This is a genomic window from Amycolatopsis sp. NPDC004368 (assembly GCF_053602515.1).
Genome location: NZ_JBSGDT010000049.1, coordinates 39,423 through 54,244 on the forward strand (window position 1 = coordinate 39,423; position 14,822 = coordinate 54,244).

A 14,822-nucleotide genomic window follows, 5' to 3' on the forward strand; every position below is an offset into this window, starting at 1 on the left:
CGCTTGTGCGGGCGTACGTCAAAGACATGTATGACACCATTCCGATAGCCTGGTGCTATGGAACGTCGGCAGCTCGAGTACTTCGTCGCGATCGTCGAGCACGGCGGCTTCACCCACGCGGCGCGGGCGCTGCGCGTGGCCCAGCCGTCGCTCTCGCGTGCGATCGCCAAGCTGGAGCACGAATTGGGTGTGGCGCTGTTCCACCGCGTCGGCCGCAACGCCGTGCTCTCCAGCGCCGGCGAGTTCATGGCCGACCGCGCCCGCCTGGTCCTGCGCGACCTCGACGCCCTGCGCGCCGCCGCCCGCGCGGTCGGCGACGGCCTCGCCGGGCGCGTCGACGTGGCCGCCACGTCGTCGTCGGCGTTGGAACCGGTGATCAGCATCATCGCCGACCTGCGTGAACGTCACCCCGGCGTGCTCGTGAGCACCTCCTCGGCCCTCTCGGCGGCCGAGGTCGTGGCCATGGTCCTGCAGGGCCGCTGCGAAGCCGGGGTCTGCGGCAGCGCCGAACGCCCCACCGGCCCGGGCCTGGTCACCCACCACCTGCGTGACGAGGAGTTCCTGCTGGTCGCGCCCCCGGGCTCGGCCGTCGGCTCGACCGTGTCGTGGAGTGATCTGAGCGGTATGCGTTTCGTGGTGACGAAACCCGCCACCGCCGTGCGCGCCCTCTTCGACCGCATCGCCGCAACCGTGCCGGAGGTCTCCATCGCCGCCGAGGTGGGCGACCGCAGCGTCGTGCTGCCCATGGTCCTGCGCGGCATCGGCTCCGGCCTGATGCCCGACGGCTGGAGCGACCTGGCCCGCCGCGCCGGCGCGGAGGTGGCGCGGTTCACCCCGGCGGAACGGCTCCCGCAGTGGCTGGTCCACCGCTCGGGTCCGATCACGGCGGCAACGCAGGCGTTCCTGGACACGACGTTGGCGGCGGGCTGAGGCAGCCCCGCCTCAGCTGAACTTCGCCGACGCCACCATCGCGTCGAACGCCGCGTCCTGGGCCGGCGTGGAGGCGTGTTCCACGATCAGGAGCTTGCTCTGCGGCAGCCACCACATCCGGATCTGGTTGTTCTGCGACGGGTCCTTGCACGTCTCCTGGAACCGTCCGTATTCGGCCTTTTTCGGGCCCACCGAGGCGAAGCCGTGATCCAGCGGGGTCCCGCCGGTGGCTTCGGAGCCCGTGCCGGGGTCGGTGGTCGGGCCGACGCACGTGGGGACGTCCGTGCCGGGGTACCAGCCGAACGCGCGGGTCGAGCTGGGCAGGTTGATCATCCCCGACGTGGCGGCCTCGCGCAGGTCCAGGATCTTGCCGGCGCAGGCGAAGGTGGCCGATTGGAGGCAGCCTTCGTAACCGGGGTCGCGGGATTCGACGGCGTACTGCGTGCCGGCGGGGAGGGTGACGGTCATGGTGGCGATGGTGGCCGTCACGCCGTCCGTCGAGGGAAAGGCGGACGAAGCGGGCGGGGGAGCCGAGGACGGAGCCGAAGCCGGCGGGACCTTCGCCGGTGGGGCGGACGTGCCCGGCGGCCCCACCTCGCCCAGGTCGCTGACGCCACCGGGTTCCGCGCGCCCGGTGGTGGTTTGTGTGCAGCCTGCCAGGAGCAAGCCCAGCGTGAGCACCGCCAGACCCCGTGTTCTTCGCACCAGCACCCCTCTCGTCGAAGCCCCCGGCACCTTTGACGCCGAGAGACGCGGCCGGTTCCGCCCGCAAGGGAATCGGGCCGGGGCAGCGCCGGGTTACTCGCGGGAGGTCTCCTCCTGTTGCGCGCCGAACCTGCGGGACGCGCCGGCCCACGTCAGCGGGCCCTCGGCGACGGCCGCCCGGGTCACGGCTGGCCGAGCGTGATCGCCGCGACCCCGGCCGCGGCGATCACGAGGCCGGTGGCCTGGGCGCGCGTCCAGCGTTCGTGCAGCAGACCGCGCGCGAGGACGATCGTGATGGCCGGGTAGAGCGACGTGATCACCGCGACCACCGCCAGCTGACCCGCGCCGGTCGCGGCGACGAACAGCAGGTTGGCGGCGCCGCCGAGGATGCCGGCGGCGGTGGCCGGCCACCAGGCCCGCTGCCACGTGCTCGGCCGCAGCCAGATCGCGGCCAGCAGCAGCAGGACCACGCCCACGGCCTGCCCCGCGACGAGCGGCCAGCTGCCCGCCCCCGTGCCCGCCCGGTCCAGGCCGATGAACAGCACCGCGAACCCGGCGCCCGCGACCACACCTTCGACCAACCCGGACCGCTTGCGCGCCGCGTCGTCGCCCGAGTGCTGGGACACCAGCGCGATCGCGGGCAGCACGAACACGATCCCCGCCCACGACAGCCACGTCAGCCGATCCCCGGTCGCGAACCCGACCAGCGCCGGCAACGCCGCGGCCAGCACCGCCGACACCGGCGCGACGACACTCATCCGCGCGGTGGCCAGGCCCCGGTACAGCGCGAACGTGCCGACGGCGGTGCCGAGGCCGCTCACCGCACCCCACACCAGCTCCTCCGGCAGCGGGGCCCGCGGGCCCATCACCACCACGGCCACCAGCGCGGCGAGCAGGCTCCACGGCTGCGCCAGCACCGTCACCGCGTTCGGGTCGCCACGCCGGCCCCCGACGCCCGCGACGAAGTCGGAAGCGCCGTAGCTGAGCGCGGACAACAACCCCAGAAGGACACCCACGGGTCCCATTCTGCCGAGTCCGCCGGCGGACTAGCGGGGCAGCAGCTGTTCCGCGCTGCACCACCACGTCGTCCGCCCGCCGACCTTGCCCCGTGCCATCGGGGCGTGGTCGCGCGGGCAGGTCGCGCCCGGCTTGCGGTAGGGGATCACCGTGAGGGTGTGCACGCCGCCGTGGTCGAGGGCGGCGGAGACGGAGGCGCGGGTGGCGCGCAGCAGCCGGTCGACCTCGGGCCGGTCGAGCTCGTCGACGCGGTGGGCGGGGTGGACGCGGGCGCGCCACAGGATCTCGTCGGCGAGGAGGTTGCCGATGCCGGCCAGGGCGTGCTGGTCGAGCAGGCGCGCCTTGATCGGCGCGGTGCCCTTCGTGACCGCGGCGCGGAACTCGGCGGGCGTGACCGACGCGGCGTCGGGCCCCAGCAGCTCGACGGGCGGGTCCAGCGTGATGCGGCCGAGGCGGCGCGGGTCGACGAGCATCATCAGGCCGCCGTCGTCGAAGGTCAGCGAAAAACGCGACCAGCGGTAGTCGCCCTGCAGGCGGCGGCCTTCCCAGTAGTCACCGCCGTCGATCTCGGTGCCGTCGGCGTCGGCGATCACGATCTTGCCCGACATGCCCAGGTGCACACCGAGCGCGGGACCGCCGTCGCCGGTGTCGCACCACAGCGATTTGCCACGCCGGTGGGCGGCCGTGAGCCGCCGCCCGACGAGGGCTTCGCGGATCTGCCCGGGCGGGTGCGGCCGGCACACGTACGAATCGGTGTCGTCGACCTCGACGATCGACCGGCCCAGCGCGGCCCGGTCGATCACCGATCGGGCCGACTCGACCTCGGGCAGTTCGGGCACGGGCGGCTCCCAGTTCGGACGGACACGGACGCGGACACATTGTCACCGATCCGGGCCGGCGACCCACGAACCCCACGGATCGCCGGCCCGGCCCGGCCCTACTGGCAGGCTTCGCAGTCGGGGTCGTCGATGCGGCACGCCGCACCGTCGGTGAGCTCGAAGTCGAAGTCGTCGAGCGCGGGCACAGGTAGCGCGGGCTGCTCGGGTGCGGTGGAAGCAGTCATGTCTCTCCCTCGGGTCGGAACAGGTGTTCTCCCTGTGTAGCGCCGAAGATCGTCCGGCATTCCGTGACCCGGGTCACAGTCTTTCGGGTGCGAATCATCGCCCATTCACGCGGGCTGGAACAATTTCGGAATCGGTAATATATTACCGTTCCTTTCGTAACCTTCCGCGGCCTTTCCCGTCACCCATAAAGTCGGGCCCAGCCGCGCCGGAACATTCGGGTGGCGTGGGCAAGGGAGGAATTTCTCATGAGCAGGTCATCGTCGCGCAGGGTCGTGCGCACGGCTCTGGCGGCCGCGGCGCTGGTGCCGTTCGCCGCGGTGTTCACCGGTCCCGCCGCCTCGGCCGCCCCCACCGCCCACTCGAGCCTGCCGGGCTCGGTTTTCGTGGGTACCAACCACAACAACAGCAGCGACCCGAGCCAGCCGGGCAACCAGATCGCCTACTACCACCGCGGGGGCGACGGCAGGCTGACGCTCGTCGGCACCTTCGCGACCGGCGGGCAGGGCTCGGGTCCGGGGCAGCGGTTCGCGGGTGACGGTCTCGGTTCCGGAAATTCGGTGCGGCTCACTTCGGACCACCGTTTTCTGTTGGTGACCAATGCCGGCAGCAATACCCTTTCGGTGCTGCGGATCCTGCCGGATCGCCTGCAGGTGGTCGACGTCGTGCCCACCGGTGACGGGTCCTTGTCGCAGCGGTTCCCGAACAGCGTCACCCAGCACGGGAACGTCGTTTACGTGCTCAACGCGTCGGGCCAGGGCAGCATCACCGGCTTCCGCCTCGGCCTCGGCGGCCGGCTCACCCCGATCCCCGGTTCGACCCGGCAGCTGCGGGCGAACCAGGACCGCTTCGCTCCCGACGCCTTGAAGGACCCGACGCAGGTCGCCTTCAGCCCCGACGGGCGCCACCTGCTGGTGTCCGTCAAGGACGGCCCGACCAACGCGGTGATCCCGGGCGCGAACCCGACCGGTCCGGGCCGCGTGCTGACCTTCGACGTCGACCACACGGGCCGGCCCGGCAAGGACTTCGTCCGCACGGACTTCGCCAACCGCGGTCCGTTCGGGTTCTCCTTCGACAAGGCGGGCAACGTCGACCTGGCCGAGTTCGTCGGCGGCGGGGTTGAGGACGGGCACCCGACCGGAGCCGCGGGCAGCTACCGCCTCGGCCGCGACGGGCACCTCACCCCGATCAGCACGGCCGTGGCCGACCACCAGATCGACACCTGCTGGGTCGTGAACAACGGCCGGTACGCCTTCGGGTCGAACTACACCTCGGGCACGATCTCCAGCTGGCAGGTGCACCCCGACGGCAGCCTCACCCTCCTGCACGAGGTCGCCGGCACCACGGACAAGTCGGCCAACTCGCAGGGCAGCACGCCGCTGGACCTCGGCTTGAGCCCCGACGGCCACTACCTCTACAACGTCCTGCCCGGCTCGGGGAAGCTCGCCGCCTGGTCGATCGGCGCGAACGGCGAGCTCACCAAGATCGGCGAGTTCGGCGGCCTGCCCCAGACCGTGAACGGCGACCACGCGCCGAGTGACTTCAGCGCGCTCGGCAGCCCCGCCGGCATCGACGTGAGCTGAGCCCGGCACCCGGGATGTCCGCGCCGGCCGGACATCCCGGGCCGCGCCCGTGGACCGGCCAGGGTACGCGGCTCAGGTGTTCCTCGATGCGACGACGCGCCTCGCGCGGGCAGGGTCGGCCCGGATCGTGTCGTCCACACTCGTGCGCAAAGGGCCTGAATCATGGAAACCGTCGAGAACTCACTCACCGCCGACCTCCTGGTGATCGGCTTCGGCAAGGGCGGCAAGATCACCGCCGCCACCATGGCCCGGCTCGGCAAGCGCGTGATCGTGGTCGAGCAGTCCGCGCAGATGTACGGCGGCACCTGCCCGAACGTCGGTTGCGTGCCCACCAAGGCCCTGGTCCACCGCTCCCGCAACCGCCGACCGTCCGACTCGCCACAGGAGTGGTACGAGCGCTCGGTGGGCGAGGTGCACGCCATCACGTCGTTGTTCCGCAAGGGCAACTTCGACGGGATGGCCGAGGCCGCCACCGTGCTCACCGGGCACGCGACGTTCACCGGGCCCGACACCGTGCTCGTGGACACCGAGGACGGGCCTGTCACCGTGCGGGCCGAGCACATCCTCATCAACACCGGATCGACCCCGGTCATCCCCGATCTGCCGGGCCTGCGCGACAGCGAGTACCTCGTCACGAGCACGGACCTGATCCACCGCACCGAGCTGCCGAAGCGCCTCGCCATCGTCGGCGGGGGTTACCTCGGCATCGAGTTCGCCGCGATCTACCGGCAGTTCGGCTCGGCGGTCACGCTCTTCGAGTCCACCTCGCGCATCCTCGACCACCTCGATGACGACGTGCAGGCCGTGGCCGAGAAGATCCTCGTCGACGAAGGCATCGAGATCGTCACCGGCGCGAACGTGACGGGGGTCGAGGACGGGGCCGGTGAGGCGATCGTGCGGTACATGCACGACGGCCGTGAGCGCACGCTGGCCGCGGACGCGGTGCTGGCCGCCGCCGGGCGCAAACCGGCCACCGAGGGCCTCGGGCTCGCCGCGGCCGGCGTCCGCGTGACCGCCCGCGGCGCGGTGGAGGTCGACGAGCACCTGCGTACGAGCCGGCCGCACATCTTCGCCCTCGGCGACGTCAACGGCGGGCCGCAGTTCACCTACGTCTCCCTCGACGACAGCCGCATCGTGCTGGACCAGCTGACCGGCGAGGGCAAGCGCACCACGACCGACCGGGTCGCCGTGCCGCGGACGTTGTTCATGACGCCGCCGCTCGCGATGGTCGGCCTGACCGAACGCGAGGCGCGCGAGGCGGGCCACCGGATCAAGGTGTCCAGTCAGCCGGTCGCCGAGATCATCGCGATGCCACGCGCCTACGTCGTGGACGAGACCCGCGGCGTGATGAAGTTCGTGATCGACCTCGACACCGACGAGATCCTCGGCGCCGCGCTGCTGAGCGTCGACGCGCAGGAGCTCATCAACACCGTGGCACTGGCGATGCGCCACGGCATCAAGGCCGCTCGGCTCGGCGAGGCGATCTACACGCACCCGTCGTCCACGGAGGCGTTCAACGACGTGATCGCGTCCGTGATCCACAGCGACGAGCGGTAACCACTCCCGCGGAAAGCCCCCTTTGTCCACAACGGACAGGCAGATTCTCGGGGCCATCTCGCAGCTTTGGTTCGAGGTCAGCGAGCCGCGGAGGTGTTCGGGCAGGGTCTGGATCAGCGGTATCAGCATGTCGTGGACTTCCTCGGCGATGTGCCCGCCGGGCAGGTGCCCGAGCATGACGTAGCGGGTGGAGCGTTCGACCAGGGTCACGATCTCGGACTCGGTGCAGGCGCCGACGATCAGGTCGTCTTCCCGTGGCGCTTCCTGGATCGCAGAACGCGACCTGATCTTGGTCCATCCGTGGCTTACACGGTTGCCATGACACGGCCCCGGGCGCACCCGAGGCACACCACGCAGGCGACCGGACCCGCGCACGCCCCGGTTCGCCGACGAGATGGTGATGATTTCCGAGCGACCACCGCAGGCCGAAGACCGGGCAATGCCCGCGCTCGTGAACTCCGGCCTGGACCGCGGCTTTGCTCGCGCGTCCAGGGGTCGCTCCGTGGTGCGCGCCGCCACAGGGGCAAGATGACACCGTGGGTTACGACGCGTTGTTATGGCTTTCGTTCGGCGGTCCGGAGGGGCCCGACGAGGTGATGCCGTTCCTGGAGAACGTCACCCGGGGCCGGGGGGTGCCGCGCGAGCGGCTGCTCGAGGTCGCCGAGCACTACCAGCACTTCGGCGGGGTTTCGCCGATCAACCGGCTCAACCGCGCGGCCATCGCCGCCGTCGAGAAGCAGCTGGCCACCGAGGGGCTCGACCTGCCGGTGTACTTCGGCAACCGCAACTGGCAGCCGCTGGTGGAGGACACCGTGGCGCAGCTCAAGGCCGACGGCGTCCGGCGCGTGCTCGCGTTCCCCACGAGCGCTTACGGCGGTTACTCCGCGTGCCGCCAGTACGACGAGGACATCGAGCGCGCTCGCGCGGCGGCTGGTCCCGACGCGCCGGAAATCGTGAAGCTGCGCCAGTTCTTCGACCACCCGCTGTTCGTCTCCGCGGTCGCCGACGCGGTGCGCGCCGCGCACGCGAGCCTTGGCGACCGGCCGGACACGCGCACGGTGTTCACCGCGCACTCGGTCCCGGTGAGCGCCGACGTCGCTGCCGGCCCACCCACGGAAGGCGGCAACCGCTACTCCCGCCAGATCGCCGAAGCCGCCCGGCTCGTGGCCGCCGAGGCGGGCATCGCGGAGTACGACGTGGTCTGGCAGTCGCGCTCGGGGCCGCCGCAGGTGCCCTGGCTCGAACCCGACATCGTCGACCACCTCGACGCTCTGCACGAAGCCGGTGTGACGTCCGTGGTGGTGAGCCCCATCGGCTTCGTGTCCGATCACCTCGAGGTGATCTGGGATCTCGACAACGAGGCCGCCGAGCGCGCCGCCGAACACGGCATGGCCTTCGCCCGGGCCGCGACGCCGGACGTGGACCCGCGCTTCGCGGAGCTCGTGGTGGAGCTGGTGCGCGAACACGTGTCGGACGCCCCGGTGCGCAAGCTGTCGGCCTTCCCGGCTGCCGGCTGCACGGTGAACGGGGCGCCTTGCGCGGTCGGGTGTTGTGAACCGGCGAACCGCCCGGCGCGCGCGGGTCAGTAGCTGACCGAGGCGGTGTAGGCCGGGCCGTCGGGGAAGTCGCAGTGCGAAGTCAGGGTGGCGGCCAGGTGCGTGGGCGTGCCGGCGGCGTCGTAGGTGAGGGTCTGGATGGTGAAGTCGCCGTGGGTGGTGCCGCAGCCCCGGCCTTCACCGTCGACCCGGAGCTCCGCGACCGACGGGTCGGCGAACGGGTTGTCGGTCGCGTCGGCGTAGTGGCCCTCGTGGAGGTTCTCGCCCTCAGGCGGCACGAACACCACTTCCCAGACGAGTCCGGGGCCGTAAGGCCCGTTCGGCGTACCGAGCACCAGGAACCGGATGCTGCGGTTGCCCGGGATCGATTGCAGCTCGAAATCATAGGCGGGCGCTGAAAACCGCTCGCTGGCGCCTTGCCCGAGGTAGTTGTCGGCGTCGCTGGCGTAGCTGTACGTGGGCGTCGCGGCAAGAGCGGCCGACGGCACGGTGACCGTTGCGGCACCGGCGACGAGTGCGGCCGAGCCGATGTGCTCGAACGCGCGAGATCCCGACAAAAGCCGCATGGGTCGGTCGTCGGCGTTCGCCACGGCTGACGGCGCAGGTGCTCGCGTCGGTCGCCCTTCAGCCGACCGCGAACACCCTCACGGTTGCCGGTCGGCCTGCTCCGCGAACACCCGCACCGCCTCGTTGACCGAGGCCGTCCGCGCCGTCCGCACGGCATCCGACAGCGGGCGCAGGGCTTCCGCACGACGGCTGGCCGCCGAGGCGGACAGGGCGCCACCCGGGTCGTCCGAGCCGGCGATGGCGAGGATCGCGGAGATCTCCTCCGCCCGCTGCAACACGCGCAGGGCCCGAGCCGGGGTGCCGGCCGGCCACTCCACCTGCGGTCGCGAGCGCAAGTGCGCGGACAGTTCGGCGCGCACGCCGGGGCGGTCGCTGGCCACGTCGAGCGCCTGCAGGGCACCCGCACTCGCGCGGATGGCATCCGTCAGCCCGTGTTCGGCGTCGGGCAGGGACTGGTACTCCAGCGTGACCGGGGCGGCGAGCGAGTAGACCGTCCAGCGCATCAAGCCCTCGGCGATCGGCTCGGGGACGAGGCCGAAGCCGAGCTCGGTCAGGACCACCGCGTCTCCACAGCGCAGGGCGGCTTCGGCGAACGGGCCGCCGCCGAGACCGCGGACGTCACCCGGGACGGGCAGCACGAGCTGGGCCATTTTGGTGCTCTGCGCGCGCAGGGCCATGAGGAGCTGGACCGGCGTCGCGGCGCGGTGGAACGCCAGGGGGAGCTCGAAGGCTTCGGCGGCGGGGGCGTCGGCCGCGACGACGTCGTGCGCTTCGCCCCAGGCAGCGAGGGCGTCGAGCACATCGTCGGAAGCCGCGGCTCCGTTGAGCCACGCGGAGGACCAGACGGCGAGGGTCGCACTGGGACGGCACACGACGCCCTATTTTACCGGTAGTCCGCACTTCGCGAACGATCGCCCACGCTGGAGTCGCTCCACGTCGACGTACACCGAATCGGTAAGTAGCGTCGATGTCGTGACCGTTGTCCCTGACTCACTTCCCCGTACCGCGGGCGAGCTCCGCGCCGCCGGGTACACCCCGCGCCCCATCGCACAGGAGATCCACGACAACCTGCTGACCGCCCTGCGTGAAGGCCGCGACGCGTGGCCCGGCATCGTCGGCTTCTCCCGTACCGTCCTGCCGCAGCTCGAGCGCGCGCTGCTCGCCGGCCACGACGTCGTCCTGCTCGGCGAACGCGGCCAGGGCAAGACCCGCCTCCTGCGCACGCTGGCCGGCCTGCTCGACGAGTGGACCCCCGTGATCGAGGGTTCCGAGCTCGGCGAACACCCCCTCGACCCGATCACCCCCGCCTCGATCCGCCGCGCGGCCGAGCTCGGCGACGACCTGCCCGTGGCCTGGCGCCACCGCAGCGAGCGCTACACCGAGAAGCTCGCGACGCCGGACACGTCCGTCGGTGACCTGATCGGCGACGTCGACCCGGTGAAGGTGGCCGAAGGCCGCAGCCTCGGCGACCCCGAGACGATCCACTTCGGGCTCGTGCCGCGCGCCCACCGCGGCATCGTGGCGATCAACGAGCTGCCCGACCTCGCGGAGCGCATCCAGGTCGCGCTGCTCAACGTGATGGAGGAGCGCGACATCCAGGTCCGCGGCTACACGCTGCGCCTGCCGCTCGACGTGCTGCTCGTCGCCACCGCGAACCCCGAGGACTACACCAACCGCGGCCGCATCATCACGCCGCTGAAGGACCGCTTCGGCGCGGAGATCCGCACGCACTACCCGCTCGACGTCGAGGCCGAGGTGGCCGTGGTGCGCCAGGAAGCGCACCTCGTCGCCGAGGTCGGCGAGCCGTTGCTGGAGGTGCTGGCCCGGTTCGTGCGCAACCTGCGCGAGTCGCCGGTGATCGACCAGCGCTCCGGTGTGTCGGCGCGCTTCGCCGTGGCCGCCGCCGAAACCGTCGCCGCGGCGGCGCTGCGCCGGTCGGCCCTCACGGGGGAGGAGCCGCCCGTCGCGCGGCCGGTGGACCTCGACGCGGTGCCCACAGTGCTGCGCGGCAAGATCGAATTCGAGCCGGGCGAGGAGGGCCGCGAGGTCGAGCACCTCGTGCACCTGATGCGCCGGGCCGTCGCGGAGACCGCGCGAGAGCGGTTCGCCGGGCTCGACCTGCGTCCGCTGTCCGACGCGGTCGCCGACGGCCACCTGGTGGCCACGGGCGAGCGCGTGCCGGGCAAGGACGTGCTCGCCGCCCTGCCGGAGCTGCCGGTGCTCCACGAGGTCGCCCAGCGTGCCGGGGTGTCCTCCGACGAGCCGGCGGGCCGCATCGCGGCCGCGGTCGAGCTGGCGCTCGAGTCGCTGTTCCTCTCCAGGCGGCTGGCGAAGGACTCCGACGAGAACACCACGGTGTACGGCCAGTAATGCCGCTCATTCCGGAGGGGTACTCCTACGGCCCGTGGCACGACGGGCCTGACCCGCTGGCGCCGCCGGCGGACCTGCGCGACGCGCTCGACGAGATCGGCCGCGACGTGATGGCCGGGGCTTCGCCACGCTCGGCGCTGGAGGAACTGCTTCGCCGCGGCACCGAGCGCACGGCGGGGCTCGACGAGCTCACCCGGCGGCTGTGGCAGCGCCGCTCGGAGATCCAGCGCCGCCACCGGCTCGACGGCACGCTGCAGGAAGTGCAGCAGCTGCTGAGCGAGGCGCTGACCGCCGAGCGCCGCGAATTGTTCCCCGACCCGGACGACGAGGCGCGCTTCCGCGAGGCGCAGCTCGACGCTCTGCCTCCGGGCACCGCCGCGGCCGTGCGGGAGCTCAGCGAGTACGACTGGCGTTCGTCCGAGGCCCGGGACAAATACGAGCAGATCCGCGATCTGCTCGGCCGCGAGGCGCTCGACGCGCGGTTCCAGGGCATGAAGCAGGCCTTGCAGAACGCCGGGCCCGAAGACGTCGAGCAGGTCAACCAGATGCTGTCGGACCTCAACGCGCTGCTGGCGGCCCACGCGCAGGGCGCCGACGACATCGACGAGCGGTTCGCGGAGTTCATGCGCCGCCACGGCGAGTTCTTCCCGGAGAACCCGCGCAACGTCGAAGAGCTCATCGACGCGCTGGCGGCCCGCTCGGCCGCCGCGCAGCGCATGATGAACTCGATGTCGGCCGAGCAGCGTGCCGAGCTGATGGAGCTGTCGCAGCAGGCGTTCGGTGACCCGCGCATCGCCCAGCAGCTGTCCGCTTTGGACGCTCAGCTGCAGGCGCTGCGGCCGGGTGAGGACTGGCAGGGCTCGGAGCGCTTCCGCGGCCGGGACCCGCTGGGGATGGGCGAGGGCGCGCAGGCGATGCAGGACCTCGCCGAGCTCGACGGGCTGGCCGAGCAGCTGGGCCAGTCCTACCCCGGTGCGAGCCTGGAGGACATCGATCTCGAGGCACTGCAGCGCCAGCTCGGCCCGGACGCCGGCGTCGACGCGCGGCGACTGTCCGAACTGGAGCGTGAGCTGCGCCGCCAGGGCCTGTTCGAACGCGCGGCCGACGGCTCGCTGCGCCTTTCGCCCAAGGCGTTGCGGCGCCTGGGGGAGACGGCACTGTCCGAAGTGGTCAACGCGCTGCGCGGCAAGGCCGGCGAACGGGAGACCGAGTCGGCCGGTGCGGCGGGGGAGCCCACCGGCTCGAGCCGGCCGTGGCGGTTCGGGGACATGCAGCCGTGGGACGTGCCCCGCACGGTCCGCAACGCGGTGCTGCGCTCGACGTCAGTCGGCTCCCGCGCGGTGACGCTCGACGTCGAGGACGTGGAGGTCGTCGAGACCGAGCACCGCTCGCGCGCGGCCGTGGCGCTGCTGGTGGACACGTCGTGGTCGATGGTGCAGGAGGACCGCTGGCTGCCGATGAAGCGCACCGCGCTCGCGCTGCACCAGCTGATCAGCACGCGCTTCCGCAACGACGCGCTGCAGCTGATCACCTTCGGCCGCTACGCGATGCCGGTGGAGCTGCCGGAGCTCGTCGGTCTGGAAGGCACGTGGGAGCAGGGCACCAACGCCCACCACGCGCTGCTCCTGGCCGGTCGCCACCTGCGCCGCCACCCCGACGCGCAGCCCGTGGTGCTCATGGTCACCGACGGCGAGCCGACCGCCCACCTCGAACCCGACGGTGAAGCGGTGTTCGACTACCCGCCGGACCCGCGCACCCTCTACAAGACACTGTCCGAAGTGGACCGGATCGCCAAGCTGGGCGCGTCGGTCACGGTCTTCCGCCTCGGCGACGACCCGCGGCTGGAAGCGTTCGTGGACACCATCGCCCGCCGCTCCGGCGGCCGCGTGGTGGCCCCCGACCTGGACGGCTTGGGCGCCGCGGTGGTGGGCGACTACCTGCGCAACCGAAGGGATTGACCTGGCTCCGGCTCCGCTGGAAGCGACACCACGCGAGATCGCGCCGGCGGAGCTGGGCCAAGGTCACAACGTTCGATTTCTCACCGGGTGGGAAAGCGGACGTCTGTCCCGTTTACAGTCGAGGTATGCAGACTTGGTCCTCCGTCGACGTGCCCCGGTTGCCGGGCACGCCCCGCCCGCTTCGGCTCCACGACACGTCCACCGGGCAGATCCGCCCGACGGCACCCGGCGCCACCGCCCGGATGTACGTCTGCGGCATCACGCCCTACGACGCGACGCACCTCGGCCACGCGGCGACCTACCTGGCGTTCGACCTGGTCAACCGCATCTGGCGGGACAACGGGCACGAGGTCCACTACGTGCAGAACGTGACCGACATCGACGACCCGCTGCTGGAGCGCGCCGAGCGCGACTCCGACGACTGGGTGGTGCTCGCGATGCGCGAGACGGCCCTGTTCCGTGAGGACATGGAGGCGCTGCGGGTGCTGCCGCCGCGGCAGTTCGTGAGTGTCGTGGCGGCGATCCCCGAGATCGTGGAGGTCGTGGCGAAGCTGCTGGCCAACGGCAGCGCCTACCGGGTCGACGACGCCGACCACCCGGACGTGTACTTCGACCACGCGGCGAGCGGCCGATTCGGGTACGAGTCGAACTACGACGAGGCCACGATGGCGAAGTTCTTCGCCGAGCGCGGCGGCGACCCCGACCGCCCTGGCAAGCGCCACCCGCTCGACGCGCTGCTGTGGCGCGCCGCGCGCGACGGTGAGCCGTCGTGGGAGTCGGAGCTGGGCCCCGGGCGCCCCGGCTGGCACATCGAGTGCAGCGCGATCTCGGTCAACCGGCTGGGCCTCGGCTACGACCTGCAGGGCGGGGGATCGGACCTGATCTTCCCGCACCACGAGTACAGCGCCGCCCACGCCGAAGCGGCCGCGGGGGAGCACCCGTTCGCGCGTCACTACGTGCACGCCGGCATGATCGGCCTCGACGGCGAGAAGATGTCGAAATCGCGCGGCAACCTCGTCTTCGTCTCGCGGCTGCGCGCCGACGGCATCGACACCGCCGCCATCCGCCTCGCCCTGTTCGCCGGCCACTACCGCGAGGACCGGCCGTGGACCGACGCGCTGCTGGCCGAAGCCCAGGAACGCCTCGCCCGCTGGCGCGAGGCCGTGGCCCTGCCCGCGGGCCCCGACGCCACGGAAACGCTCGCCCGCCTGCGCGACCACCTCTCCGACGACCTCGACACGCCGAAGGCTCTCGAAGCCATCGACGCCTGGGTCGCGGCGGCCTTGCGCCGGGACGGAACGGACACCACCGCACCGGGGCTCCTCCGACTCGCCACTGACGCGCTCCTCGGCATCGAGCTGTGACGTCTGCCCCGCTGTGTTGTTGGCCCCGGCTCCGCCGGGGCGTGCGAGATCGCTGTGTTGTTGGCCCGCCTCCGGCAGGGCGTGCGAGATCGCCTTTGAGCCGGCGTTTCGGCTGAACGGTCGGATCGGCCTGGCGGCCGATCGCACCGTCCAG

At 71.9% G+C, this 14,822-nt stretch carries 13 protein-coding genes and 1 pseudogene; 7 read left to right on the plus strand and 7 right to left on the minus strand.

Features of this window, described 5'->3' with window-relative positions; translation table 11 throughout:
* Positions 1-57 precede the first annotated feature (57 nt).
* Positions 58-930 (plus strand): LysR family transcriptional regulator, encoded by an 873-nt coding sequence (locus tag ACWEOE_RS38650; RefSeq protein ID WP_452018209.1) that lies wholly within the window; start codon positions 58-60, stop codon positions 928-930.
* Positions 931-942: 12 nt separating this feature from the next.
* On the opposite strand, the gene ACWEOE_RS38655 is transcribed toward ACWEOE_RS38650, so the two are convergent.
* From ACWEOE_RS38655 to ACWEOE_RS38670, 4 genes are all read right to left on the minus strand, one after another.
* Positions 943-1,398, minus strand: coding sequence for a hypothetical protein (locus tag ACWEOE_RS38655; protein WP_452018211.1), 456 nt, complete (start codon positions 1,396-1,398; stop codon positions 943-945).
* A gap of 419 nt (positions 1,399-1,817) precedes the next feature.
* Positions 1,818-2,651, minus strand: coding sequence for an EamA family transporter (locus tag ACWEOE_RS38660; protein WP_452018213.1), 834 nt, complete (start codon positions 2,649-2,651; stop codon positions 1,818-1,820).
* Positions 2,652-2,681: 30 nt separating this feature from the next.
* Positions 2,682-3,491, minus strand: a complete 810-nt coding sequence (locus ACWEOE_RS38665) for an Fpg/Nei family DNA glycosylase (RefSeq protein ID WP_452018215.1) — start codon at positions 3,489-3,491, stop codon at positions 2,682-2,684.
* 98 nt (positions 3,492-3,589) lie between these two features.
* Positions 3,590-3,715 (minus strand): hypothetical protein, encoded by a 126-nt coding sequence (locus ACWEOE_RS38670; protein ID WP_452018217.1) that lies wholly within the window; start codon positions 3,713-3,715, stop codon positions 3,590-3,592.
* A 246-nt stretch (positions 3,716-3,961) separates the two neighbouring features.
* Here ACWEOE_RS38670 and ACWEOE_RS38675 point away from each other — a divergent pair, with 246 nt between their 5' ends.
* Positions 3,962-5,296: a lactonase family protein gene (locus tag ACWEOE_RS38675; RefSeq protein ID WP_452018219.1), complete on the plus strand. Its 1,335-nt coding sequence runs from the start codon at positions 3,962-3,964 to the stop codon at positions 5,294-5,296.
* A 162-nt stretch (positions 5,297-5,458) separates the two neighbouring features.
* Complete coding sequence (locus ACWEOE_RS38680) at positions 5,459-6,853, plus strand: FAD-dependent oxidoreductase (RefSeq protein WP_452018221.1); 1,395 nt, start codon at positions 5,459-5,461, stop codon at positions 6,851-6,853.
* Between the two features lie 51 nt (positions 6,854-6,904).
* Here ACWEOE_RS38680 and ACWEOE_RS38685 read toward each other — a convergent pair.
* Positions 6,905-7,105: pseudogene (locus ACWEOE_RS38685) on the minus strand (IS30 family transposase); the annotation flags it as partial.
* A 284-nt stretch (positions 7,106-7,389) separates the two neighbouring features.
* Here ACWEOE_RS38685 and ACWEOE_RS38690 point away from each other — a divergent pair.
* Positions 7,390-8,442: a ferrochelatase gene (locus tag ACWEOE_RS38690; RefSeq protein ID WP_452018223.1), complete on the plus strand. Its 1,053-nt coding sequence runs from the start codon at positions 7,390-7,392 to the stop codon at positions 8,440-8,442.
* Here ACWEOE_RS38690 and ACWEOE_RS38695 read toward each other — a convergent pair.
* Both ACWEOE_RS38695 and ACWEOE_RS38700 read right to left on the minus strand, forming a co-directional pair.
* On the minus strand, positions 8,436-8,975 hold the full coding sequence (locus tag ACWEOE_RS38695; protein ID WP_452018225.1) for a hypothetical protein: 540 nt from the start codon (positions 8,973-8,975) through the stop codon (positions 8,436-8,438). The two genes, ACWEOE_RS38690 and ACWEOE_RS38695, sit on opposite strands and share 7 nt — an antisense overlap.
* 78 nt (positions 8,976-9,053) lie before the next feature.
* A complete protein-coding gene (locus ACWEOE_RS38700) occupies positions 9,054-9,848 on the minus strand; it encodes a hypothetical protein (RefSeq protein WP_452018227.1) in 795 nt (264 codons plus the stop codon).
* 100 nt (positions 9,849-9,948) lie between these two features.
* Here ACWEOE_RS38700 and ACWEOE_RS38705 point away from each other — a divergent pair, with 100 nt between their 5' ends.
* The 3 genes from ACWEOE_RS38705 (at position 9,949) to mshC (ending at position 14,668) form a co-directional block, all read left to right on the plus strand.
* Positions 9,949-11,346, plus strand: a complete 1,398-nt coding sequence (locus ACWEOE_RS38705) for an ATP-binding protein (RefSeq protein WP_452018229.1) — start codon at positions 9,949-9,951, stop codon at positions 11,344-11,346.
* Complete coding sequence (locus ACWEOE_RS38710) at positions 11,346-13,304, plus strand: hypothetical protein (RefSeq protein ID WP_452018231.1); 1,959 nt, start codon at positions 11,346-11,348, stop codon at positions 13,302-13,304. The genes ACWEOE_RS38705 and ACWEOE_RS38710 overlap by 1 nt, the downstream gene beginning before the upstream one ends.
* Positions 13,305-13,429: 125 nt before the next feature.
* Positions 13,430-14,668: a cysteine--1-D-myo-inosityl 2-amino-2-deoxy-alpha-D-glucopyranoside ligase gene (gene mshC, locus ACWEOE_RS38715; RefSeq protein WP_452018233.1), complete on the plus strand. Its 1,239-nt coding sequence runs from the start codon at positions 13,430-13,432 to the stop codon at positions 14,666-14,668.
* Positions 14,669-14,822 lie beyond the last annotated feature (154 nt).